The following is a 23,190-nucleotide window of genomic DNA, read 5'->3' as shown; positions in this document are numbered from 1 at the left end:
ACAAGGGGTGCGGCCGCCTCCGAGGACTTGCGATCAGGAGGCCAGCCGCAACGACGCAGAGGGGCGCTCCAGCGTGAAACTCGCACCATCCCGTTCCATCGCCGCGGCGCGGTCAAGCAGGCTTTCGACAGCCGCGTTGGTTCCTTCAATCATCGCCGCGTTTTGTTGGGTCACGCGATCGAGCTGGTTCATTGCCGTGGAAATCTCGTTCAGCCCGATGGCCTGCTGCGCGGAGGATTCCGCCATGGCGCCGACCAGGTTGTCGAGTTCGGTCACCAGCCGCTCGATCTCGTCCAGTGCGGTTCCAGATTCATTGACCAGTGCCACGCCGTCTTCCACCTGTTGCCCCGAGGTCGCGATGAGCTGCGCGATTTCTCGCGCCGCGTCGGACGATCTCTGCGCGAGCGCCCGTACCTCGGAGGCCACCACGGCGAAGCCGCGCCCGGCATCGCCCGCCCGAGCCGCTTCGACGCCCGCGTTCAAGGCCAGCAGGTTGGTCTGGAAGGCGATGTCATCAATGACGCCGGTAATCTTGGAGATCTTACCGGAACTGTCGGCGATCTCGCTCATGGCGCCGATTGTCCTTTGCACAACGTCCTTGCCGGCGACGGACCGTACCCGGGTGCGGGAGACCGTCTCTGCCGCTTCGCGTGCGCCGACTGTCGAACTCTCGACGGAGGAGGTGAGTTCGGTCACCGCCGCCGCTGTTTGTTCAAGGGCGGCCGCCTGCGACTCTGTGCGCCGGCTCAATTCCAGCGAGGCGGTATTCAGGCTGTCGGACTCGCTTTTGACTTCGCGGGAATTCTGTAGGATCGAGCCAACCAGTTCGGACACGCGGGCCACTGCCGCGTTGAAATCGGTCCGCAGTTTCTCGTAAGCCTCCGGGAACACGGTATCGATACGCGTGCTCATGTCGCCGCTCGACATCGCGCCAAGTGCCTCGGCCAGTCTTTCGACCACAGCTTCCTGTTCGGCACGTTGTGCTTCGCGGTCTGCCTCGGCTTGCGCACGTTGAGCTTCCCGCTCCGCGCGCTCGCGTTCCTGCTCCTGGCGCCGCTGCTCCGCTGCCGCAGCCTCCCGGGCTTCTGACGCGCGCTCACGCTCCCGCGCGGCCTCTCGTTCGCGTGCCACCTCCGCATCGCGCGCCGCTTGCTCCTCCGCCATGGCCTGGCGCTCCTGAAGAGCGGTGCGGAAGCCGTCGACCGAGCGGGCGACATCGCCGACCTCACCACCGGCGTCGGTATGGGGGACGGGCGCGTCCAGATCGCCAGCCTGCATGCCCTGCATCCTGCCGAGCACCGCGTTGAGCGGGCGGGTCACGCTGCGCGACAGCCACCACGAGAGCGCGGCGAGCACGGCCGATCCGATCGCGATGGCGGCAATACTAAAGACCTCAAGACGCCAGAGGCCGCTCCGTATGTCGGAGCCGTAAGCGCCAGTGCCGATGATCCAGTCCCAGGGTTCGTAATGCGTGACGAAGCTGATCTTGTCGTCCTCGACCCCTGTGCCGGGCTTGAGGAAGTGATAGCGGACGTAGCCCTCTCCCTCCGCCAGGGCGACGTCTCTCAATTCCTGATAGACCTTGACGCCCCGCGTGTCCTCGAAATCCGCCTGATTGGTGCCGACCATCTCCGGCTTCGTGGGTAGGATGACGATATTGAGATCGGGATCGATACCGAAGAAATAGCCTTCCGAATCGCCATAGGTGAACTGGCTGAGCGTAAATTTGGCGCTCGCTTGCGCCTCCTCCATCGAGAGCACGCCGCTTTCGACTCGGCGGTTGTAGATGTCGAGCACGCCGACGGCCATGTCGGCGAGTTCCGCGAGCTGGCGTTCAGTGCGCTTTTGCGCTTCCTGTACCTCCAGCGAGAGGAGTACCAGAGAGATACAGGCGCTGATTGCAGTCGCCAGAACGACGATACCCATGATCCGGGTGGAGAGTTTCGATAGGCGCGCACGCAACATGGCAGGGGTCCACGGTTGATTTCATTTGCATGATCTCTACCGCCGCGGATCTAACGTCGCGTTAATCGGTGCGCGGCACTACGGCTCGCCGTCGATCAGATGATCTTCCCATTCCTCTTCGGGGACGTCGAACTCCGACAGCGTCGTGCCCTGGACCGAGATTCCGGCCGAGTGCACTGTGTCTTGAGACCCCGAAACGAGGTAGTGCCACGGTTCCAGCGGCTTGCCTTCGGCCAGGAGGCGATAGGCGCAGGTGTCGGGCATCCAGTAGGCGTGCGTGGAGATGTTCTCCGGGCTCAGGGTGACGCATTCCGGGACGAACTGGTGGCGGATATCGTAATGGGTGCAGCGGCAGGTGGCGTCGTCGAGAAGGCGGCAGGCGATGCGGGTATAGGCGACCTCGCCCGTATCTTCGTCTTCCAACTTGTTGAGGCAACACTTGCCGCAGCCGTCGCAGAGCGCTTCCCACTCCGCCGGGGTCATGTCGTCGAGTGCCACGCGCTCCCAGAAGCGGGGCCGAAGGGCCGACGGGTCTACCCCGTCATTCGATCTCCGGGACCTCCCAGCCTTTCCTTTCGCCGACGCAGACGCCTGGCGGACGGACCCCTTGTTGCCGCCTCCCCTATGGGACGTCTTTCGTTTTCGGGAGCAGTGCGTGTCGGTCATTCTGGGCGGACCATGCTTCGGAAGCCGGTCATCGGCACGTGGGTGAGGATGTCGCGTGCGCGGGCGCTGTCGGCATCCATCCGTTGGATGAGAGCGTCAACGCCGTCGAAAGTCATCTCCGGACGCAGGTACTCCACCAGCCCGACCGACAGGTGTTCGTCGTAGAGGTCCCCCTCGAAATCGAACAGGTAGGTTTCGATATTGGGCTCTGTCGCCCCGAACATTGGCCGCATGCCCATCGACGCGACCCCGCGGTAGTTCCCGGCGTGGGGGCCCGTCACCACCTCGACCAAAACCGCGTAGACACCGAAGCGGGGCGGGTGAAGGCCGGCAATGCTCATGTTCGCGGTCGGGTAACCCAGCTTGCGGCCGCGTTTCGCGCCGTGCAGCACAGGGCCGTCGATACGGTGCCAGTGGCCGAGCATGGCCGCGGCTCGCCGTGGCTCGCCCGCGGCCAGCGCCTCACGGATTGCCGTCGACGACACGCGCTCCCCGTCCGCTTCAAGTCGCAACAGGTCGGCCACGGTGACGTCGAAGCCCAGCGTCCGTCCGGCGTTCCTCAAGGTTTCTGCGTTGCCGCCTCGCCCCTTCCCGAAGCGGAAGTCCGCTCCAACTGTCACCCCGGCAAGCCCGAGACGCTCGAAGATGACCTGTTGGCAGAATTCGAAGTCCGTCAGTCTGAACAGAGCCGTGTCGAAGGGGAGTTCATACAGAATCTCGACCCCAAGTTTCGCGAGCCGATGCGCCTTGGCCTCCGCGCTCATAAGCCGGAACGGAGGCGAATCGGGCCGGAACACCTCGCGCGGGTGCGGCTCGAAAGTCACCACTCCCAGCGGTGCGCCGAGCCGGCTGGCGGCAGCGCGGGTGACCTCCAATACCGCCTGATGGCCCAGGTGCACGCCGTCGAAATTGCCGATGGCCGCGCAGGCGCCACGCTCAGAAGGACCGAGCCGGGAAAAGGAAGTGATCCGCTTCATGGGCTTCCCCTAGCCGCGAGGGCAGGGGAGCGCAAGCGGGCGCGATCAGTCCAGCTTGCGGGATGGCGCGAGCACGTTGGCCTCTCCGCGCAAAACGACCGTCTCGCCAATCTTGGCCTGCGTGAACAGCTTCACGCGGCGCTTCTTGTGGTCGATCTCGGCAACCTCGACCTCCACGTAAACGATGTCGCCGGGCCGGACAGGGGCCATGAACTTCAGGGTCTGGCCGAGGTACACGGTGCCGTGTCCGGGGAGCTGCTCGCCGATGACGGCCGAGATCAATCCCGCCGTCAGCATGCCGTGCGCGATCCGCCCCTGAAACATGGTTTCCTTGGCATATTCGTCGTCAAGGTGCACGGGATTGCGGTCCGTGGAGACCTCGGCAAATTTCTCGATGTCCTCGTCGGTGATCAGTTTGGACAGATCACGCTTCATCCCGATCTCCAGATCTTCGAGGAAGATCGTGCTACCGGCGTCGTTATCGAGCATCATGGCAATCCTTCGAGTTGCTACCGATCTCCTACCGGAAAATCCAAATTGCTGCAATGCAGAAACGGGAAAATCACGATGCGGCGCGAAATAAAGAGACATCGGGGGTGGTATAGGCGCAACATTATTCCCGAAGCATGTTGGGCCTGCCGGAAAGTCGGGCTACCGCTCAAAATTGGCGAACGCCACGAGGATGGGTCAATTTCAGACAATGGGACAGAGGTTTAGCGGAAGTAGCCCATCGCGTAGCTCACCGACATCTGGTGCGCCGTAAGGAAGTCCGAGAGCGCCTCCGGGTCCGGATGCCGCTCGGTCCGCGTTTCTTCGGCGGCCAATCCGCCCGTGATGAAGATAGAGTCCAGCCCCTCGCCGAGCGCCCCCTGAATGTCGGTCGCGATACCATCGCCAATGCAGACGATTCGGTCGTCCGGGAAGGTGCCGAACTCCGCCAGCCGGCGACGCGCGAGATCGTAGATCGCAGGATGCGGCTTGCCGAAGTACAGGCTCTCCCCCCCCATTTCAGTATAGAGTTGCGCCAGAGCGCCCGCGCACCATTGCCGCGTGTCCCCCATGTCGACCACTACGTCGGGGTTGGCGCAAAGAAGCGTCAGCCCCTTTGTCTTGGCATAAAGGAAATCGGGGCGGTTGACCGCGGGGTCGGCGTGCGGGTCGAACGGGCCGGTGCAGACGATGCCCTCTGCCTCCTGGAGGGGGACGCGGGTGATCTCCGCCGGATCGTCGAGCATCTTGAGTGGCTCGAAGAACGGATCGTCCTTGGCTTCGCCGATATGATAGACCTTGTTGCCTACGGCACCGGTGAACATGGCCATTCGCGCGGCGTCGCCGGAGGTGGCGATGGTGTCCCACGCATCATCGGGCACGCCGAGGCGTCTCATCTGCTCGATAATCGAGGCGCGGGGCCGCGGGGCGTTGGTGACCATGACGATCCGGCCACCCTGCTGACGGAACCCCTGACAGGCGGCGACAGCGTCAGGAAAAGCGGCGACCCCATCGTGCATGCAGCCCCAGAGATCCACGAAGGCGGCGTCGTAATTCGATGAAATCTCAGCGAACTGCTCGATAATACGGGTCATTTGGTCTCCGAAGCGACGGGTGTAGGCGCGCGAAACGGCGCCGGGTTGCCATATACCCCGGAGACGCAGGGAACGGTAGGGCGGGCGCGCATCGAATGACGTTGCGGAAATGACCGCCGGTCCAGAAAAGAGGAGGGCGGTTCCCCGCCCCCCGCTGCAGAGTCATAGGCGCAGCCGTCAGACCTTCAGGTTCGGGATGATCTGTTTCTTGCGGCTCAGGATGCCGGGCAGGATCACGGAGTCGCCCTCAACTGTGGCGCCGAAGCTCTTCTCGGCCACGCCCTTCACCACGTCGTTCGGGATCAGCAGCGTTGCCTCTTCCTTCAGGATGTCGATGACGAAGAACAGCACGTGATCGACGCCATCCTCCTGGCACACGGCCTTCATCGTTTCCATGATGCTGTCCTTGCGGTCCAGCGGCACGTGCGGTGCGGTGGTCTCGAGAACCGACACGCGGAATTTCACGCCGTCCACCTCGTTGATCTTGGAATCCATGCGGATCAGTTCCGCGTCGGAGAATTCCGAGATGTCAGATTTGGCCGCGAACATTTCGCCGGCATAGTCGGCAATGGTCACGCCGAGGTCCGCCGCGAGTTTTTCAGCCAACTCCCGGTCGGTGTCGGTGGTGGTCGGCGAGCGGAATTCCATCGTGTCGGACAGGATGCACGACAGCATCGCGCCCTTGATCGCCTCCGGCATTTTCGCCGCGTCCTCGCCCATCAGGTCGTACATGAGGGTCGCGGTGCAGGCCAGCGGGCGCATGGTGATGTCTATCGGCGACTTGGTCTGGATGCCGCCGGTCAACTTGTGATGGTCGATGATCTGCAGCAGATCGCAGTCATTGATATCGGCGGGAAGTTCGTCGGGGTTGTTGGTGTCCACGACGACGCAAGGGTCCCCGGCGCCGGCGGCGTCGATGATCTCGGGTTTGTCGAGGTTCCAACGCTCCAGCACGAACGCGGCTTCGGTATTCGGTTCACCGAGCAGTTTGGCCTCGGCCGGGGTGCCTTTGATTTCGGAAAGGTACCAGGCCCAGATGATCGGGGATCCGGTGGAATCGGTGTCGGGGGCCTTGTGGCCGAAAACCTTGATGGTCATCAAACTCCTCCGCGAGAGCGTTACAAATCGCGGCCCTTATAGGGGTGGCACCGGACGTTGTCATGAGGGGATCAGGTCCGTTGGGCGATTCATGCCGCAATGCAGCAATCGTAGACGCGCAGCAGCCGGATGGGGCCGACGGGGACGGTCCGCGGTCCCCCGGTTTCGGTTCGTCGCATTTGCTGTTACACCATCGCGCTCATCGGGGCTGCAAAACGCCCGCAACCGTCGCGCCGCCGGGTCTTTTTCGAAATTTTCTGGCGCTGTCCCCGGTTGACACGACTCGGACGCTTACCTATCTCCCGGCCATTAGCACTCACCGGATGTGAGTGATAACCGCAAGAAGAACACAACGAAACGTAGGAGCGTTCCGACATGGCATTTACCCCGCTGCATGACCGGGTTCTGGTCGAACGAGTCGAAAGCGAAGAGAAAACCGCTGGCGGCCTGATCATCCCCGACAGTGCTAAGGAAAAGCCTGCCGAAGGCCTCGTGGTCGCCGTTGGCGCTGGCGCCAAGGACGAAAGCGGCCAGCGCATCGCGATGGACGTTAAAGAGGGTGACAAGATCCTCTTTGGAAAGTGGTCGGGCACCGAGATCAAGCTCGACGGCAAGGAACTGCTGATCATGAAGGAAAGCGACATCTTGGGCGTCATCAACTGACCCTACGGAACCGCACCTTCCAATCTTAACGAAATTCAGGAGACAGCTGTATGTCTGCCAAAGACGTCAAATTCGAATCCGATGCCCGCAACAAGATGCTCAAGGGCGTCAACATTCTGGCCGATGCGGTCAAGGTGACGCTCGGCCCCAAAGGCCGTAACGTTGTCATCGAGAAGTCGTTCGGTGCTCCGCGCATCACCAAGGACGGCGTGACGGTCGCCAAGGAAATCGAACTGGAAGACAAGTTCGAGAACATGGGCGCCCAGATGGTGAAGGAAGTCGCTTCCCGCACCAACGACGAGGCCGGCGACGGCACCACCACCGCCACCGTTCTGGCCCAGGCGATCATCCGCGAAGGCCTGAAGTCTGTCGCGGCCGGCATGAACCCGATGGACCTCAAGCGCGGCATCGACCTGGCCGTTGCCAAAGTGATCGACACCATCAAAGCCTCCGCCCGTGACGTGACCGACAGCGACGAAGTCGCCCAGGTCGGCACCATCTCCGCCAACGGCGAAGCCGAAATCGGCCGCCAGATCGCCGACGCGATGCAGAAAGTCGGCAACGAGGGTGTCATCACCGTCGAGGAGAACAAGGGCCTGGAGACCGAGACCGAGGTCGTCGAAGGCATGCAGTTCGACCGCGGCTACCTGAGCCCCTACTTCGTGACCAACCCCGACAAGATGGTGGCCGAGCTTGAAGACGCGCTGATCTTGCTGCACGAGAAGAAACTCTCGTCTCTGCAGCCGATGGTGCCGCTGCTCGAAACCGTCATTCAGTCCGGCAAGCCGCTCCTCATCATCGCTGAGGACGTCGAAGGCGAAGCGCTGGCCACCCTCGTGGTCAACAAGCTGCGCGGCGGCCTGAAGATCGCTGCCGTCAAGGCCCCGGGCTTCGGCGACCGCCGCAAGGCCATGCTGCAGGACATCGCGATCCTGACCGGCGGCCAGGTGATCTCCGAAGACCTTGGCATGAAGCTCGAGAATGTCACCATCGACATGCTCGGCACGGCCAAGCGCGTTTCGATCACCAAGGACGAGACGACGATCGTCGACGGCCATGGCGACAAGGCCGAAATCGAGGCCCGTGTTGCGCAGATCCGTCAGCAGATCGAGGAAACCACCTCGGACTACGACCGTGAGAAGCTGCAAGAGCGTGTTGCCAAGCTGGCCGGTGGCGTTGCCGTCATCCGCGTTGGCGGCATGACCGAAGTGGAAGTGAAAGAGCGCAAGGACCGTGTGGACGACGCTCTGAACGCCACCCGCGCTGCTGTGCAGGAAGGTGTCGTCGTTGGCGGCGGTGTCGCCCTGGTGCAAGGTGCGAAGGCCCTTGCCGGCATGGAAGGCGCCAACTCCGACCAGAACGCCGGTATTGCCATCGTGCGCCGCGCTCTGGAAGCCCCGCTGCGTCAGATTGCCGAGAACGCGGGCGTCGACGGGTCGGTCGTGGCCGGCAAGATCCGCGAGAGCGACGATGTCACCTTCGGGTTCAACGCCCAGGCCGAAGAGTATGGCGACATGTTCGCCTTCGGCGTGATCGACCCGGCCAAGGTTGTGCGCACCGCTCTGGAAGACGCCGCTTCGGTTGCGTCGCTGCTGATCACCACCGAAGCCATGGTGGCCGACAAGCCCGAGCCGAAGGGCGCCGCCGCCGGTGGTGGAATGCCCGACATGGGCGGCATGGGCGGCATGATGTAATCAGCCGTCTGCCTGTGCAGAACGGGAAAGGGGTCGCCTTCGGGCGGCCCCTTTTCGTTCGCGCGGAGAGCGCGCCCAGACCAACCCACCATGCATAGCTTCCTGCATCGCCATCCGCCAACATGACGGACACACCTCTTTCCGCTAGGCTGACGCGATGGACGTATCGCTTCTTGTCGCCCTCACAATGGTGGCGTTCGCTGCCAATTCGATCCTCACCCGTCTCGCTCTGGTGGACGGCTTGATCGGCGCCTTGCCGTTTGCCGCCATCCGCATCGCCGCCGGGGCGGTCGTGCTGTGCGCGCTGGTGCTTTTGCGTGGGCGGGCCATCCCGTGGCGGGCGCCGCGCCGCTGGCAGGGGGTGCTGTCGCTCACCCTCTATATGGTGGCGTTCTCCGTCGCGTATCTGGGCATCGATGCGGGGGCCGGTGCACTTATCCTGTTCGGCGGCGTCCAGGTGACCATGTTCGGCGGCGCCGTTCTGGCCCGGCAGCCGATACCGCCCGCTCGCTGGTTCGGCGCGCTGGTTGCCTTCGCGGGGCTCTGCTGGTTGCTCTGGCCGGAGGGCGGCGCGGCACCCTCTCCGCTCCATGCCGCGCTCATGCTCGCGGCCGCCCTGGGGTGGGGGATCTATTCGCTCGTCGGGCAAACCTCGGGGCCGCCCTTGCAGGCGACGGCGGCCAACTTCGCATTGGCAGCGCCGCTTGTAGTCCTTCCGGCGTTTATTGTTGGCGGGGGAGGGGGCAGCGCGACCGTCCCCGGGATTCTGCTCGCCGTTCTCTCTGGCGTGGTCACTTCTGGACTAGGCTATGCGCTGTGGTACCTCGTACTGCCCCGGCTGGTGCCGACCGTGGCGGCGCTAGCGCAGCTCTCCGTGCCGATCATCGCGATGGCGGGGGGCATGATCTTTCTGGCAGAACCGCTCACGCTCCGATTCCTCGTGGCCGCGGCTCTCGTCCTCGGTGGTATCGCGATTGGCGTTCTCGCGCCGCGGCGCGGAGCCTAGCGCACCAGCAGTTCCAGCGGATCGTAGGCAAGGCCGCCTCCCCAGGCGACCTCCGCCAGTTGGCCGGGCTTACTGCGCAGGCGCTTCATCTCGGCGCGGGCGACCCAGCGGTGACGCGTCACGACGCCCTCGGGGTCGCGACAGTCAGCCTCAAGAGCGCCGTTCGCGAGGTGACAGCGGAAAAAGATCTCCACTTGGTGAAAGCCGCTTGCTGGATCGTGGAACTCGTTCACCAGACAGGGGACGCCGACCTCGATCGCCAGCCCCGTTTCTTCCCGCACCTCCCTCGCGAGGTTGTCCGGAAGGGAATGCCCAGGCGTCACCCCGCCACCGGGCGCGCACCACAGGTCGCAGTCCGCCCCCGGCCAGGCATTCACCAGAAGCAACCGCTGTTCCCGCAGAATGATCGCGCGCACTGCCAGCCGAGGAGTCCGCTCCGCGATCAGCTTGCCGAATTCGTCACCGCCCGGAGCTGTCATTGCGAATCTGGTAGACGCCCTCTGGCAGGTCCAGGGCGGCGGTCAGGTCTCGGAGCTGTTGCAGCGAGAGGGTTATGCGCTGCACCTGGTCGGTCCGGGGATCGAGCTGTTCGACTGTTACGCAGTCTTCGAAGGCATTGATGGTGATGTCTTCCTGGATGGGGGCGGGCGCTTCGTCGACGAGGGTGATCACCGTCGCGTCGAATTCATGCTCGATTGTAAACATGGGCGCACATTACCGCCTGTCGCGTCCGGTGTCAGCCCATGCAAATGCGCGTCCTGTTCGGCGGCTTTTTCAGCAGCTTGCCCGGATATTCACCCGAATTGAATCCGTCCGTCCCAAGCCGAGCCGTGTTTCCAGCGGCTGGACGCGTTCGGGGCGCGAATTTTGACCTGCATCAAAGTATCCCGCCCGGCGCCATGCATGCTTGCCACGACTCGAACGGACAGGAGGCAAGCGATGAGACCACTCGGGCCCCAACGCGATCATTACTGGCTGGCGCTCTCGATGGCCAAGGCCGCGGGCGTCGACCTGCAAGCCGCTATTATGTCTGGACATTTCGATCAGAAGGAATGGGCGACTGCCGTCCAGCAGTGCCGGGGCTGCGAGTGGGGAGACGATTGTTCGGACTGGCTGAAAGCGAACCGCGCTGTGGATGCGGCGCCCGAGAGTTGCGTGAACGCAAAGGTCTTCGCAGCCCTCAAGGCAGCGCAGGAGGAGGCGGACGCAACGGTCGCCGCCGGTTGAGCGGCCCGCAACGAGGTTGGAGAGACGCATGACCGCTCCCGGCGACACCGACCTTCATTTCTGGCTGACACGCTCGGTCGGCAGATCCATCGGGTTGAACTTCACGGCGGCGATGAAGGAAGGCCGCCTCAGCCCGGACGCCTATGCGGACCTCGTGCATGAATGCCGGTGCTGTCCGCATGTCGCCTCCTGCCAACGCTGGCTCGGCCTGCAACGCGGGCTTCCGGGGCAGCGGCGCCCGCCCGGCTTCTGCCGCAACGCGCCGTCGCTGGAAGCACTGCGACCCCACTGAGACGACGCAGCGCCGGCATGCTATGGTGCCCGCAGTTGTCTTACCGGAGGATCTTCATGCGACCGTTTCTGCTCATAGCACTCGCACCCCTGTTGCTTGCCTGCGAACCCGGAACCAGCTCCGAACCGGCGGGCGAGCCCCTGCCGCTGATGGGCGGCTACCGCGATCCGGCGGACCAGTGCGTCCGTGTGGGCGAAAATGCCTTCACCAACCAGTTCCTGGATGACGCCGCGGACTTCGTGGGGTGCCCGGAGGATTACGAGGGCGTCGGAGTCTTCGAGACGGAGACGGGCGCGCGCCTCGTGGCGGTGGAGCAGGAGTATCGGCTCTATTCCGTGCCCGTTCGCTGACGGCGGCGCGCGTCGAGGCGGTTGGGTCTGACGCGAGAGACGCCCCGCCCTGTCACGAAACGAGGCGACCCCAGAGGTCGTATTCACTGGCTTCTTCGACCTCCACACGGACGATCTGTCCGGGCTGGAGTGCCTCGTGGCCTGAATCGATGAAGAGATTGCCGTCGATCTCCGGAGCGTCGGCCTTCGTCCGGCAGGTGGCGGCATCGCTCTCGACCAGATCGACGATCACCTCGAGCCGCTGACCCACCTTCGCGGCCAGCTTCGCCTCGGAGATCGCCTGCGCCTTTTCCATGAAGCGCTCCCACCGCTCCTGCTTCACCTCGTCCGGTACGTGCTCCGGCAGGTCGTTGGACCGCGCGCCGTCCACGTTTTCGTATTGGAAGCAGCCGACACGGTCGAGTTGCGCCTCGTCCATCCAGTCCAGAAGGGTCTGGAACTCCGCCTCCGTCTCGCCGGGATAGCCCACGATGAATGTGGACCGCAGCGTGAGTTCGGGGCAGATCGCCCGCCACGCCGCGATCTGGTCCAGCGTCTTGGCGGCGGCCACCGGACGCGCCATGCGTTTCAGCGTCTCCGGGTGGGCATGCTGGAACGGAATGTCGAGGTAGGGCAGCACGAGCCCGTCCGCCATGAGCGGGATCAAGTCCCGCACGTGGGGATAGGGGTAGATGTAGTGCAGCCGGACCCAGGCGCCGAGTTGCCCGAGTTCGCGGGCGAGGTCGGTGATGTGGGTGCGCACCTCTCCGCCCTTCCACGGGTGGGTGTCGTGCTTGCGGTCCACGCCGTAGGCCGAGGTGTCCTGACTGATGACCAGCAATTCCGTCACGCCGCTGTCCACCAGCTTTTCCGCCTCCCGCAACACGGCGTGGGCGGGCCGGCTGGCGAGGCGGCCGCGCATGTCCGGGATGATGCAGAACCGGCACTTGTGGTTACAGCCCTCGGAGATCTTGAGGTAGCTGTAGTGGCGCGGGGTGAGCTTCACGCCACTGGCGGGCATCAGGTCGACGAAAGGGTGCGGGTCTGGCGGCACGGCGGCGTGGACGGCATCCAGAACCTGCTCGTACTGGTGCGGGCCGGTGACAGCGAGAACCTTTGGATGTGCCCCTGTGATGTACTCGGGCTCCGCCCCAAGGCAGCCGGTGACCAGCACCCGGCCGTTCTCCTTCAGCGCCTCGCCAATGGCTTCCAGGCTCTCCGCCTTGGCCGAATCGAGAAAGCCGCAGGTGTTCACGATGACCGCATCGGCACCGGCGTAGTCTGCAGAGATGCCGTAGCCCTCGGCACGCAGCCGGGTCAAGATGCGCTCGCTGTCCACCAGCGCCTTCGGGCAGCCGAGGGAGACCATGCCGATGGTCGGCTGGCCGGGGCGGGCGGTCTCTCTCACCGTGGCGCGGGCGAGATCGGGGCGAAGATCGGGCGGGTTGCTGGACATGGAGCGCATATAGAGGGGGGACGCGGGCGGCGAAAGACCCCGACGGATCAGCGCGGCAGCGTCAGCGGAAAACGCGCGCCTTCCCAGCCGCCGGTACTGGTGCGGGCCTCGATCTCGACCACTGCGATGTCCTCGGGAATCGTCACGCCCGACAGGCTCCGGGTGAACGGCTGTTCCGTCTCGTGCGGGTGGGCCAGCTCGCGGGTTCCAAGGACCTCGCCCTCCGGGCCGATTACCCGCCAGCCGTCGGCGTAGTCCTCCCAACCCGTGTCGCCGTGGCGCAGGGTGACAGAGACGGTCCAGTCGCCGCCGTTTTTCACGGCTCTTGCACCCTCGATGACTGCCGGATCGGCCATGGTCGGGGTGGCCGTACCGGATATAAGCACGGCAGGCGTCAATAGCAGGTATGTGCGAAACCAAGCGCGCATGACGGTACCTTGCCATGGCCAAGGGAGCGGTTGAGTCACGATCCCGTCAGCATCAGCGGGACATAGCATGCGGACCGGCCGCGCGGTTACAAGTCGTCGCGGCGCAGCACGTCGCGGCTGTGGGAGGCGAACTCTCGCCGCCATACCACCAACAACACCACCAGGGTTCCAATGGCGAGCACGGTGGCGCCCGCAAGCCAGCCGACAGCGCCGAGCGAAAAGTAGATTGTGCGCATCCCTCGATTGAAGCTTCGCGCCGCCAGCATGTTCACCTCCGCGGCTTTGGCGGCACGCGCATACGTGTTCGGCTCATCGGGATCGTTCGGGACCGAGGCCATGATGACAGCGCAGTAACCGAAGACGCGGTGCGACCAGACGAAATTGAGGAAGGCGCTCGTAAGCAGCAGCAATACAAGAAAGATCTTGATCTCCCAGATCACTTCCGGGGCCTGGTCCTGCACGAGGTCGCTGGCCACATCGCGAAGCGGCTCCGGGTTTCCGACGAGCGCAAGACCGCCGCCGATCGCGATCATGGTGGAGGACGCGAAGAACAGCGTGCCCTGCCGCAATGTGTCCAGGATGGCGCTGTCGAAGATCCGTGGCTGACGGGTGACGAACTCGCGCATCCAGTCCTCACGGTACTGACGCATCAGGATCGACGTGGACTTGCGGCGGCCCACGGGATTCTCGATCAGCCAGCCGCTGCCGAGCCAGGCAGCGAACAGGAAAGTCAGCGCCGCGACATCGGGCCAGGTAAAGTGGACGAGCATTTCCGAGAGCGTCATGCGCGGACACTAACCTGCAATCCAGCGCTTGCAACGCGGCAAAACCGGTTAGTAGAGTTGCGGAGATCACGTGGGGAGGATGTGACATGGACATGCCGGCGCCGGACAGGGCGGTGCTGTCGAAGCGCGACGTAGTGATTCGCCGATTGCAGGCCGTGCTGCCGCGAGGCGCTGTGATTCACGATCCCTTCGAGACCCGCGCCTATGAATGCGATGCCCTCACCGCGTATCGGTGCCCGCCGCTGGCGGTGGTGCTGCCCGCCTCCACCGACGAAGTCGCGGCACTTCTGAAGGTGTGTCATGAGGAGCGCGTGCCCGTCGTGCCGCGCGGTGCGGGGACGTCGCTCGCCGGGGGCGCCTTGCCCACGGCCGACAGCGTGATCGTGGGTCTTGCCCGGATGAACGAGGTGCTGGAGGTCGACTACGCGAACCGGTACGTCCGGGTTCAGGCTGGGCGTACGAACCTCAGCGTCACCGAGGCGGTGGAAGCCGAGGGCTTCTTCTTCGCGCCAGACCCCTCGAGCCAGCTCGCCTGTGCCATCGGCGGGAACATCGCGATGAACTCCGGCGGGGCGCATTGCCTGAAATATGGTGTGACGATGAACAATCTGATGGGCGTCACCATGGTTCTGATGGACGGATCGGTGGTGGAGATCGGCGGTCCGCATCTGGACGCGGCAGGCTACGATCTGCTTGGGCTGGTCTGCGGCTCCGAGGGGCAACTCGGGATCGTAACGGAAGCGACGCTGCGCATCCTGCACAAGCCAGAGGGCGCACGGCCCGTGCTGATGGGCTTCAACTCCAGCGAAGTGGCCGGGCAATGCGTGTCGGACATCGTGCGAGCCGGCGTCTTGCCCGTGGCGATCGAGTTCATGGACCGTCCTTGCATTCACGCCACGGAGGCCTTCGCCCACGCCGGCTACCCCGATTGCGAGGCGTTGCTTATCGTCGAGGTGGAGGGTTCGGAGGCCGAAATCGACGAACAGCTCGGGCTGATCTGCCAGATCGCGCGCCGGCATGATCCGGTGGAACTGCGCGAGAGCGCGTCGGCCGAAGAATCCGCGCGGATCTGGCTGGGGCGGAAGTCGGCGTTTGGTGCGATGGGTCAGATGGGCGACTACATGTGCCTGGACGGGACGATCCCGGTCAGCGCCCTGCCGATGGTTCTGCGGCGGATCGGCGAGATGAGCCGGAAGTTCGGGCTGCAGGTCGGCAACGTCTTCCATGCCGGGGATGGCAACATGCATCCGCTCATCATCTACGATGCCAACAAGCCCGGCGATCTGGAACTTTGCGAGCAATTCGGGGCAGAAATCCTGAAACTCTGTGTCGAGGCCGGCGGATGCCTGACAGGCGAGCACGGTGTCGGGATCGAGAAGCGGGACCTGATGGTGCATCAGTTCTCGCCGGCGGATCTGGAGATCCAGATGGCCGTGAAGGACGTGTTTGATCCGGACTGGCTGCTCAATCCCGCCAAGGTCTTCCCGCTGGAGGCGTCGCGGAAACGGCGGGCGGCATGATCGAACCCAGAAGCGAGGTGGAAGTGGCGGAGGCGGTGGCCTCCGCGAAAGGGCCGCTCGTCATCCAGGGGGGCGGCACGCGGTCTTTCTCGGACGGTGTGGCCGGCGATGTGCTCTCGGTTGCGGGGCTTTCCGGCCTGACACTTTACGAGCCGGGGGCGCTGACGCTCGTCGCGCGGGCCGGTACGACTATGGCGGAGGTCGAGGAGACCCTTGCAGCCGAAGGCCAACGGTTGCCCTTTGAACCGATGGATCACCGGAGGCTGCTTGGCACCGAGGGCGAGCCGACGATCGGCGGGGTGGTTGCGGCGAACGTGTCCGGCCCGCGACGGATACAGGCGGGCGCCTGCCGCGATTCCCTGATCGGCGTGCGCTTCGTCGATGGGCGGGGCACGATCCTGCGGAATGGCGGCCGGGTGATGAAGAACGTCACCGGGTACGATCTCGTCAAGCTCATGGCTGGAAGCCACGGCACTCTGGGCGTGCTGACTGAAGTGGCCTTCAAGGTCCTGCCGGTGGCGGAATCGGTTGGTATGGTGAGCGTCGAGGGCCTTCCGGCGACGCAGGCGGTCGCCGCCATGTCCCGCGCGCTCGGTTCGCCCTACGAGGTGACCGGGGCGGCGCACCTTCCGTCGGGCCCGGACGGGGAGCCGCTGACGATGGTGCGGGTCGAGGGCTTCGCCGCGTCCGTGACGCATCGGCTGGAACGCCTGACCAGCGTGCTGGCGGAGTTCGGCCCCGTGGAGACGGATCGTGATCCGGAGCGCGTGAGCGCCGCATGGAAGGATCTTCGCGACGTGGCCACGTTCGCCGGGCGGGCAGGGGACGTCTGGCGCATTTCGGTCAAACCGACGGAGGGGCCGGCCGTGGCCGATGCTCTCCCCGAGGCGGAGGTCGTCTTCGACTGGGGCGGCGGGTTGATCTGGGCGCTGCTGCCAGAAGGAACGGACGCCCGTGCCGCATTGAATGGACGGGACGGCCACGCGACTCTGGTGCGGGCGAGCTCCCACGCCAAAGGTTTGCCGGTCTTTCACCCCGAGCCGCCCGCGGTGGCGGCTCTCTCCAGCGGATTGCGGGCGAAATTCGATCCGCGCGGGGTTCTGAACCCCGGACTGATGGGCTGAGCGGAGACGGAATGCAGACCAATTTCACGCCGAAGCAGTTGCAGGACCCGGGTATTGCCCGTGCGAACGAGATCCTCCGGGCCTGCGTTCACTGTGGTTTCTGCACCGCGACCTGTCCGAGTTACCGAGTCCTCGGCGATGAACTCGATTCGCCGCGCGGGCGGATCTATCTGATCAAGGACATGCTGGAGAACGACCGGCCGGCCGACGCCAAGACGGTCAAGCATCTCGACCGGTGCCTGAGTTGCCTTGCCTGCATGACGACCTGCCCCTCCGGCGTCCATTACATGCACCTGATCGACCATGCGCGGGAGCACGTAGAGAAAACCTATCGCCGCCCGCTGATGGACAGGATGCTGCGCGCAGTCCTTGCGCGGGTCATCCCCTATCCCGGCCGTTTTCGGCTGGCTATGCAGGCGGCGAAACTCGGGCGGCCGTTCGCCCGGTTCATGCCGGACGCGCGCTTGCGCGCCATGCTGGCCATGGCCCCGCCCCGGCTTCCCCCCGTGAGCGCGAACGATGCGCCCCAGGTTTTTCCTGCCGAAGGCAAACGGCGGCGGCGAATCGCGCTGATGACCGGTTGCGTGCAGAAGGCGCTGAATACGGACATCAACGACGCCACGATCCGCCTTCTGACGCGTCTCGGCTGCGAGGTGGTGGTGGCGGACGGGCAAGGATGTTGCGGAGCGGCGCCGCATCACATGGGCCGGGCGGAGCAGGCGGAGCACCTCGCGGAACGAAACATCGCGGCGTGGATGGCGGAGTTGGAGGGCGACGGGCTGGACGCGATCGTCCTGAACACGTCTGGCTGCGGCACGACGGTGAAGGATTATGGCCACATGTTCCGCAACGGCCCGCTCGCGTCCAAGGCTGCGGCGGTCTCAGCCCTGGCAAAGGACGTGAGCGAGGTTCTCGCCGACCTGCGCCCGGAAGCAAGCGCGCCCGAACCGCTCCGCGTGGCTTATCACGCCGCCTGCTCGCTGCAGCACGGCCAGCAGGTTCGCACGGCGCCGAAAGCGCTGCTCGCAGGGGCGGGCTTTACCGTCGTTGAGCCTGCCGATCCCCATTTGTGCTGCGGCTCGGCGGGGACCTACAACCTGTTGCAGCCGGAGATCGCCGGCGACCTCAAGGCGCGAAAGGTGCGGACACTGGAGGCGCGCGCGCCGGAAGTGATTGCTACGGGCAACATCGGCTGCATGATTCAGATCGGCTCTGGAACCGGAGTGCCGGTGGTGCATACGGTGGAGCTGCTGGACTGGGCCACGGGCGGACCCAAGCCCGCAGCCCTGCACCGGGAAGCCAGCGGCGTCTGACCCTGCCGTGACGCGCCATATTGTCGCCCGATCGGACCGGTAGTTTACCGGCAGCTATCGGGGAGAGACCGCGTTGCGTTATCTGTTGTTTCTTTTGTCCATGGCGGCGGTGATCGCCTCGATCGAAGGCTCCGCCGAAGAGGTGGCCTCAGACGCGACTCCGCTCACGGAATTGAGCACGGCGGACGCGACGCGCGGCTGGGAGGCCGTCGGGCGGATCGATATGGGGCGGGGCAGCTTCTGCACCGGCGCGCTCATTACACCGCAACTTGTCCTGACGGCGGCGCACTGCCTGTACAATTCGGATACCGGCGAGCAGATTTCCGTGGAGGGAATCCAGTTCCGCGCCGGTTGGCGAAACGGTCGTGCAGAGGCCTACCGTGGCGTGCGTCGGGCGGTGGCGCATCCGGATTACGACTACGCCGCCCCGCGCCAGATATCCCGTGTTGCGCACGACCTCGCCCTGCTGGAACTTGATCGTCCGATACGCAGCGGGCGGATCAGCCCGTTCGAGACCAGCTACGACCTTACGACCGGGTCCGAAGTCGGCATCGTGTCCTATGCCGAGCACCGTTCGGAGGCCCCGTCGCTGCAAGAGATCTGCCATGTTCTCGAGCGCTTCGGCGGGGTCGTGATGGTCTCTTGTTCGGTGGACTTCGGCTCCTCCGGCGCGCCGGTTTTCCAGGTCCGCGACGGTGTCGCTCGGATCGTGTCGGTTGTCTCCTCGAAAGCGGAAGCACGGGGTGAGCCGGTGGCATTGGCCGGGGAGCTGCAACCGTCGCTCGACCAATTGCGGGAAGCTCTGGACCATGCGCCGGACACGATCCTCAATCGAGGTAGTGGGGGCCGTTTGGGCGGCAATTCGAACCGTCTGAGCGCGAAGTTCGTCCGGCCATGAGCGACCGCCGTCCAATCCGGGCCGTGGTGGCCACCGCGGCCCTTTTGCTCGGGTTCGGCGCGAGTGTTGTCTCGGCCGACACGGCATTGAAACGCCTGACGCTCCGGCAGGACAGCCTCGGCTGGGAAGCGGTCGGCCGGCTGGATCTGTCCGAACGCGGGTTCTGCACCGGTGCGCTGATCGAAACGGATCTGGTGCTGACAGCGGCGCACTGTCTGTTCGACCGAAAGGGCGAGCGCATCGACCCGCGGCAGGTCACATTCCGGGCCGGGTTCCGCGACGGCGAGGTCATCGCCGAACGGAAGGGCGCCCGCGCCGTGGTGCATCCGGAATACACGCCGTCCGACCCGGACGGCCTGCACCAACTTAAATCCGACGTTGCGTTGCTGGTCCTCGATGAACAGATCCCCGCCGCGACCGCTGCGCCATTCATCGTCGGGGCGCAAGTTACGCCGGGAGAAACCGTCAGCCTCGCGTCGTATGCCCAGGGACGCGAAAGCGCCCTGAGTTGGCAGCGTGCCTGCTCCGTCCTGGGGCGGGGCGAGGGTGCGCTGCTTTTCACGTGCGACGCCGATTTCGGGTCCTCTGGAGCGCCTGTCTTCGAAATCTCCTCCGGCCGGCCCCGCATAGTCTCCGTCATTTCGAGGGGAAACCGGGAGGACGGCACGATCCAGGTGTTCGGCCCGGAGATCGGACCGGCCCTCCGGGAAACCCGCAGAGCGTTGCAGGACGGGCGTGACGTGTGGCCGAAAAGTGCTTTCACCGCGCGCCGGATTGAGGCCAGTCGATCCAACGCGATGTCCGCCGGTGGCGCTGGTGGAGCGCGGTTCGTCAGACCCTGAATTCCGCTTCACGACTTCGTGAGGACTGCGCCGGGCGAGGCTTGAAATGCCCTCAAATGGCCCCCACATCGATGCCGTTCGGATGCCATAGGGTCCGGACAGACAGCATCCGCGCCCGTCCCGAGGGAGGGCGCACAACACCGACATCGCTCATGAGAGGATGACCACAATGCGTACTTTTGATTTCTCGCCGCTGTATCGTGCCACCGTCGGCTTCGACCGTGTCGCGGAAATGATGGATCGGGTCCTGGAAGCCGAAGTTTCCACGCCGACCTACCCGCCCTACAACATCGAAAAGACCGATGAGAATGCCTACCGCATCTCGATTGCCGTCGCCGGCTTCGCCGAGTCGGAGCTGTCGGTCGAGGTGAAAGAGGGCGCTCTGCTCGTGTCCGCCCGCAAGGCCGAAGACGATAAGGATCGCACGTTCCTGCACCGCGGCATTGCCACGCGCGCCTTCGAGCGCCGGTTCCAACTGGCCGACCACGTCCGCGTCAGCGGCGCCAGCCACGTGAACGGCATGCTCAACATCGATCTTGTGCGCGAAGTGCCCGAAGCGCTGAAACCGCGCCGGATCGAAATCAACAACGGTGCCAAGGCCATCGAAGGCGAAACCGTCGAGGTCTGAGCCCCGACTGCCTGAAGGGACTTGATCCTGAAGTCAGTGCGCGTCGCCATGTGGCGACGCGCTTTTTCGTTCCGTCTTACTACAGTATGGGAAGCGCCACCTGCGACGGACGCTTCCTCACCAGCTTTTCAGTCGGCGGCCGCCTCATTCCCCATCGAGAAGCGGGTCGATCCGCCGCGACCGGAAGCGCCGCCACCGCGACCAGATGGCGAGCCAGATCGAACCAAGAACGAAGAGGATCGAGATGGCCACCCATGGGATCACCGTGGCATCCGGACCGTCAACACGCTTCACGCTCACCGCGTTTGGATAGATCGACAGGAACTGGATGCGCCACCCATACTTCTTGATGGCCACCCACTTCGGATCGTCTTCGCCCGATTTCAGGTCGGAGGCGACAGCCTGCAGGTTCGAGGTGTTGAACTTGAAATATGGCGGCCAGCCCCAGCCGGTATCTTCGTTGCGATAGACCATCGGCTCCCCATCGGGCCAGATCGCCTGGATGAAGAAGACGTCCCGGCCGGACACGTCGGTTCGCTCGCCGGTGTTGGAATGCGCCCAGAACAATGAGTTGTCTCCGAAATCCACCCGTTTCTGGTAGGTGTCGGAAATCCGGACCACGTCATTGCGGGGCAGCGTGTACCACAGAAAGGCAGCGACGACGGCCCATATCAAAAGCCAGAACGTCCATTTTATGATGTCCCACATGTTTCGGTCCTCAGCGGAAATTGGTCATATAGATAATGGTGCCGATGACGATGATCGGTACGACATACACACCTAGGATGAGTTTGCGGCGAAGCGAGTGGTCATAGACCTTCAGTCCCTCCTGCACATAGGCCTCCCGGTCCCCTTCGCCTTCGCCGATCGCCTCGTCCCATTCGTCTTCCAGCTTCCGCCTGCGGACGGAGCGGGAATAGATCGAGAGGCCGACGTAGATCACCGACAGCACCACGAAGAGGATCAGCACGAGCCGTGCGAGCGCGAACATCTCTTCCTCCATCCTCGCGTGCCTGCTGCGACTGCCGACACCCGTCGGCTCCGCGGCGCCTATGTTCTTGATAACCCGCTTCGTCCCCGCGTGCGACAGCGGATTTTGGGCTCCCCTGCGGCCTTGGGCCCCGCTTCCCTCGGCTGGCATGTTGTCTGTGCGCGCGCCGGGGACTAGCCTCCGCCAATGATTGACGACATCGACAGGCGACTCACCGAGGCGGTCGCATCCCGGCAGGAGGCGTTGACCCGCCTGACCCAGGATCTCATCCGAATCCCCACGCTCAACCCGCCCGGCCGCAATTATCGCGAAATCTGCGACTATCTCGACGGGCGGCTCTCCGGGATGGGCTTCCACGTCGAACTTGTGCGCGCTGAGGGCGCGCTGGCGGATAGCGATGCCAATCCGCGGTGGAACATCATTGCCCGGAAAGACGGGCCCCACGCGGGCGAGACGGTGCACTTCAACTCCCATCACGACGTCGTGGAGGTTGGCAACGGCTGGACCGTGCCACCCTTCGGGGGGGAGTTGATCGACGGTAAGGTCTATGGCCGAGGCGCTTGCGACATGAAGGGAGGGCTCTCGGCCTCGATCATCGCGGCCGACGCGTTCCTTGCCACCTGTCCCGATTTTACCGGTGCGATCGAGATCTCTGCCACGGCAGACGAAGAATCGGGCGGCTTTGGCGGCGTCGCCTACCTCGCTGAGCAAGGCTGGTTCGACCCGTCGCGCGTGCAGCACGTCATCATTCCCGAACCGCTTAATAAGGACCGGATCTGCCTGGGCCATCGCGGCGTCTGGTGGGCAGAGATCGAGACGCAGGGCCGGATCGCCCACGGGTCCATGCCGTTCCTCGGCGACTGCGCCGTGCGGCACATGGGGGCGGTGCTTGCGGAGATGGAGGCGACGTTGTTCCCTCTCCTCGCCGGCAAGCGCACGCAAATGCCGGTGGTCCCGGACGGCGCGAAACAGTCCACGCTCAATATCAACTCGATACATGGCGGCGAACCGGAACAGGCACCGGAGTACACAGGCCTGCCCGCACCCTGCGTGCCCGACCGCTGCCGCATCATTATCGACCGCCGGTTCCTGATCGAGGAGGACATTGCCGAGGTGAAGGCCGAGGTGGCGGCAATGCTGGGGCGCGTGAAGGCCGCCCGCCCAAGCTTCACCTACGAGGTGCGCGACCTGTTCGAGGTACAACCCAGCATGACACACGAAAGCGCCCCTATCGTTCGCACAGTCTCGCAGGCGATCGAGAAGGTGCTGGCCAAGCGGCCGGAATATGTGGTCAGCCCGGGCACGTACGATCAGAAACATATCGACCGGATAGGCCGGCTGCAGAACTGCATCGCATATGGGCCCGGCATTCTCGACCTCGCCCATCAGCCCGATGAATGGGTTGGGGTGCAAGACATGGTGGACAGCGCGACTGTCATGGCGCTTACGTTGGCCGAACTCCTGTTGCCGGAACGGCGTGTTTGAGGGCTTGCAGGGTTCCGGCATGACACATGCCAGCCCGCGCGCTACTGGTGAGTGTCCGATTTGGGTATTTTTGCCAACAAGAAGCGGCTTCTTGTTGGTCCAAATACCCGAATCCAGCGCTGTCCGTTTGGTAGTGTCCCAACGCTTGGTGTAGGAGGCCGCGCGCGGAGCCCCCGGCGTAGCGCAGCGCGCGGCCGGGTGTGACGCTGGCGGCCACCGC

The 23,190-nt window shown here is 64.5% G+C and carries 25 protein-coding genes and 1 pseudogene; 13 read left to right on the top strand and 13 right to left on the bottom strand.

What is annotated here, in order from left to right:
• Nucleotides 1-33: 33 nt before the first annotated feature.
• The 6 genes and pseudogenes from BM075_RS20150 to BM075_RS20125 all read right to left on the bottom strand — a co-directional run bounded on the left by BM075_RS20150 (nucleotide 34) and on the right by BM075_RS20125 (nucleotide 6,289).
• Nucleotides 34-1,965 (bottom strand): methyl-accepting chemotaxis protein, encoded by a 1,932-nt coding sequence (locus BM075_RS20150; RefSeq protein ID WP_093362506.1) that lies wholly within the window; start codon nucleotides 1,963-1,965, stop codon nucleotides 34-36.
• A gap of 78 nt (nucleotides 1,966-2,043) precedes the next feature.
• Nucleotides 2,044-2,490: pseudogene (locus BM075_RS20145) on the bottom strand (YcgN family cysteine cluster protein); the annotation flags it as partial.
• Nucleotides 2,491-2,627: 137 nt separating this feature from the next.
• Entirely contained in the window at nucleotides 2,628-3,608 is a 981-nt protein-coding gene (locus BM075_RS20140; RefSeq protein WP_093362504.1) for a bifunctional riboflavin kinase/FAD synthetase, read from the bottom strand.
• A 45-nt stretch (nucleotides 3,609-3,653) separates the two neighbouring features.
• The gene (locus BM075_RS20135; RefSeq protein WP_177208430.1) at nucleotides 3,654-4,097 is read right to left on the bottom strand and encodes a MaoC family dehydratase; all 444 of its coding nucleotides are present in this window, start codon (nucleotides 4,095-4,097) and stop codon (nucleotides 3,654-3,656) included.
• A 224-nt stretch (nucleotides 4,098-4,321) separates the two neighbouring features.
• Nucleotides 4,322-5,191, bottom strand: coding sequence for a TIGR01459 family HAD-type hydrolase (locus BM075_RS20130; protein ID WP_093362502.1), 870 nt, complete (start codon nucleotides 5,189-5,191; stop codon nucleotides 4,322-4,324).
• Nucleotides 5,192-5,368: 177 nt separating this feature from the next.
• Complete coding sequence (locus tag BM075_RS20125; protein WP_093362501.1) at nucleotides 5,369-6,289, bottom strand: manganese-dependent inorganic pyrophosphatase; 921 nt, start codon at nucleotides 6,287-6,289, stop codon at nucleotides 5,369-5,371.
• 375 nt (nucleotides 6,290-6,664) lie between these two features.
• Between BM075_RS20125 and groES the strand changes: the two genes are divergently transcribed.
• From groES to BM075_RS20110, 3 genes are all read left to right on the top strand, one after another.
• The gene (gene groES, locus BM075_RS20120; protein ID WP_093362500.1) at nucleotides 6,665-6,952 is read left to right on the top strand and encodes a co-chaperone GroES; all 288 of its coding nucleotides are present in this window, start codon (nucleotides 6,665-6,667) and stop codon (nucleotides 6,950-6,952) included.
• 50 nt (nucleotides 6,953-7,002) lie between these two features.
• On the top strand, nucleotides 7,003-8,646 hold the full coding sequence (gene groL / locus BM075_RS20115; RefSeq protein WP_093362499.1) for a chaperonin GroEL: 1,644 nt from the start codon (nucleotides 7,003-7,005) through the stop codon (nucleotides 8,644-8,646).
• 157 nt (nucleotides 8,647-8,803) lie between these two features.
• Entirely contained in the window at nucleotides 8,804-9,652 is an 849-nt protein-coding gene (locus tag BM075_RS20110) for a DMT family transporter (RefSeq protein ID WP_093362498.1), read from the top strand.
• Here BM075_RS20110 and BM075_RS20105 read toward each other — a convergent pair.
• Nucleotides 9,649-10,131 (bottom strand): NUDIX domain-containing protein, encoded by a 483-nt coding sequence (locus tag BM075_RS20105; protein WP_093362497.1) that lies wholly within the window; start codon nucleotides 10,129-10,131, stop codon nucleotides 9,649-9,651. The genes BM075_RS20110 and BM075_RS20105 overlap by 4 nt on opposite strands.
• Nucleotides 10,112-10,357: a hypothetical protein gene (locus tag BM075_RS20100; protein ID WP_093362496.1), complete on the bottom strand. Its 246-nt coding sequence runs from the start codon at nucleotides 10,355-10,357 to the stop codon at nucleotides 10,112-10,114. Before BM075_RS20100 ends, BM075_RS20105 begins: the two co-directional genes overlap by 20 nt.
• Nucleotides 10,358-10,591: 234 nt before the next feature.
• Here BM075_RS20100 and BM075_RS20095 point away from each other — a divergent pair, with 234 nt between their 5' ends.
• Genes BM075_RS20095 through BM075_RS20085 form a run of 3 tightly spaced genes read left to right on the top strand, consistent with a single transcriptional unit; the run spans nucleotide 10,592 to nucleotide 11,521 of the window.
• Complete coding sequence (locus BM075_RS20095) at nucleotides 10,592-10,879, top strand: DUF6455 family protein (RefSeq protein WP_093362495.1); 288 nt, start codon at nucleotides 10,592-10,594, stop codon at nucleotides 10,877-10,879.
• 28 nt (nucleotides 10,880-10,907) lie between these two features.
• Nucleotides 10,908-11,171 (top strand): DUF6455 family protein, encoded by a 264-nt coding sequence (locus BM075_RS20090; RefSeq protein ID WP_093362494.1) that lies wholly within the window; start codon nucleotides 10,908-10,910, stop codon nucleotides 11,169-11,171.
• A gap of 56 nt (nucleotides 11,172-11,227) precedes the next feature.
• The gene (locus BM075_RS20085) at nucleotides 11,228-11,521 is read left to right on the top strand and encodes a hypothetical protein (protein ID WP_093362493.1); all 294 of its coding nucleotides are present in this window, start codon (nucleotides 11,228-11,230) and stop codon (nucleotides 11,519-11,521) included.
• A 52-nt stretch (nucleotides 11,522-11,573) separates the two neighbouring features.
• Here BM075_RS20085 and rimO read toward each other — a convergent pair whose 3' ends face one another.
• From rimO to BM075_RS20070, 3 genes are all read right to left on the bottom strand, one after another.
• A complete protein-coding gene (rimO, locus tag BM075_RS20080) occupies nucleotides 11,574-12,956 on the bottom strand; it encodes a 30S ribosomal protein S12 methylthiotransferase RimO (protein WP_093362492.1) in 1,383 nt (460 codons plus the stop codon).
• Nucleotides 12,957-13,003: 47 nt separating this feature from the next.
• Nucleotides 13,004-13,384: a hypothetical protein gene (locus tag BM075_RS20075; protein WP_245758926.1), complete on the bottom strand. Its 381-nt coding sequence runs from the start codon at nucleotides 13,382-13,384 to the stop codon at nucleotides 13,004-13,006.
• An 86-nt stretch (nucleotides 13,385-13,470) separates the two neighbouring features.
• Nucleotides 13,471-14,169: a DUF599 domain-containing protein gene (locus BM075_RS20070; protein ID WP_093362491.1), complete on the bottom strand. Its 699-nt coding sequence runs from the start codon at nucleotides 14,167-14,169 to the stop codon at nucleotides 13,471-13,473.
• 86 nt (nucleotides 14,170-14,255) lie between these two features.
• Between BM075_RS20070 and BM075_RS20065 the strand changes: the two genes are divergently transcribed.
• The 6 genes from BM075_RS20065 to BM075_RS20040 all read left to right on the top strand — a co-directional run bounded on the left by BM075_RS20065 (nucleotide 14,256) and on the right by BM075_RS20040 (nucleotide 20,494).
• Nucleotides 14,256-15,689: an FAD-linked oxidase C-terminal domain-containing protein gene (locus tag BM075_RS20065; protein WP_093362490.1), complete on the top strand. Its 1,434-nt coding sequence runs from the start codon at nucleotides 14,256-14,258 to the stop codon at nucleotides 15,687-15,689.
• Nucleotides 15,689-16,813, top strand: a complete 1,125-nt coding sequence (locus BM075_RS20060) for an FAD-binding protein (RefSeq protein ID WP_093362560.1) — start codon at nucleotides 15,689-15,691, stop codon at nucleotides 16,811-16,813. Before BM075_RS20065 ends, BM075_RS20060 begins: the two co-directional genes overlap by 1 nt.
• An 11-nt stretch (nucleotides 16,814-16,824) precedes the next feature.
• Nucleotides 16,825-18,126 (top strand): glycolate oxidase subunit GlcF, encoded by a 1,302-nt coding sequence (gene glcF / locus BM075_RS20055; RefSeq protein WP_093362489.1) that lies wholly within the window; start codon nucleotides 16,825-16,827, stop codon nucleotides 18,124-18,126.
• A 100-nt stretch (nucleotides 18,127-18,226) separates the two neighbouring features.
• Nucleotides 18,227-19,024, top strand: a complete 798-nt coding sequence (locus BM075_RS20050) for a trypsin-like serine peptidase (RefSeq protein ID WP_093362559.1) — start codon at nucleotides 18,227-18,229, stop codon at nucleotides 19,022-19,024.
• Complete coding sequence (locus BM075_RS20045) at nucleotides 19,021-19,866, top strand: trypsin-like serine peptidase (protein ID WP_093362488.1); 846 nt, start codon at nucleotides 19,021-19,023, stop codon at nucleotides 19,864-19,866. The genes BM075_RS20050 and BM075_RS20045 overlap by 4 nt, the downstream gene beginning before the upstream one ends.
• Before the next feature lie 169 nt (nucleotides 19,867-20,035).
• Entirely contained in the window at nucleotides 20,036-20,494 is a 459-nt protein-coding gene (locus BM075_RS20040; protein WP_093362487.1) for an Hsp20 family protein, read from the top strand.
• A 144-nt stretch (nucleotides 20,495-20,638) separates the two neighbouring features.
• Here BM075_RS20040 and BM075_RS20035 read toward each other — a convergent pair whose 3' ends face one another.
• Complete coding sequence (locus tag BM075_RS20035; RefSeq protein ID WP_093362486.1) at nucleotides 20,639-21,202, bottom strand: DUF1523 family protein; 564 nt, start codon at nucleotides 21,200-21,202, stop codon at nucleotides 20,639-20,641.
• 10 nt (nucleotides 21,203-21,212) lie between these two features.
• On the bottom strand, nucleotides 21,213-21,485 hold the full coding sequence (locus BM075_RS20030) for a hypothetical protein (protein ID WP_093362485.1): 273 nt from the start codon (nucleotides 21,483-21,485) through the stop codon (nucleotides 21,213-21,215).
• A gap of 186 nt (nucleotides 21,486-21,671) precedes the next feature.
• Here BM075_RS20030 and BM075_RS20025 point away from each other — a divergent pair, with 186 nt between their 5' ends.
• The gene (locus BM075_RS20025; protein ID WP_093362484.1) at nucleotides 21,672-22,970 is read left to right on the top strand and encodes an acetylornithine deacetylase/succinyl-diaminopimelate desuccinylase family protein; all 1,299 of its coding nucleotides are present in this window, start codon (nucleotides 21,672-21,674) and stop codon (nucleotides 22,968-22,970) included.
• The last annotated feature ends 220 nt before the right edge of the window (nucleotides 22,971-23,190 follow it).

Source organism: Tropicimonas isoalkanivorans, from assembly GCF_900112335.1.
GTDB classification, from domain to species: domain Bacteria; phylum Pseudomonadota; class Alphaproteobacteria; order Rhodobacterales; family Rhodobacteraceae; genus Tropicimonas; species Tropicimonas isoalkanivorans.
The sequence above is the reverse complement of the archived record's forward strand: the minus strand, read 5'-3'. Positions and strand labels throughout refer to the sequence as shown.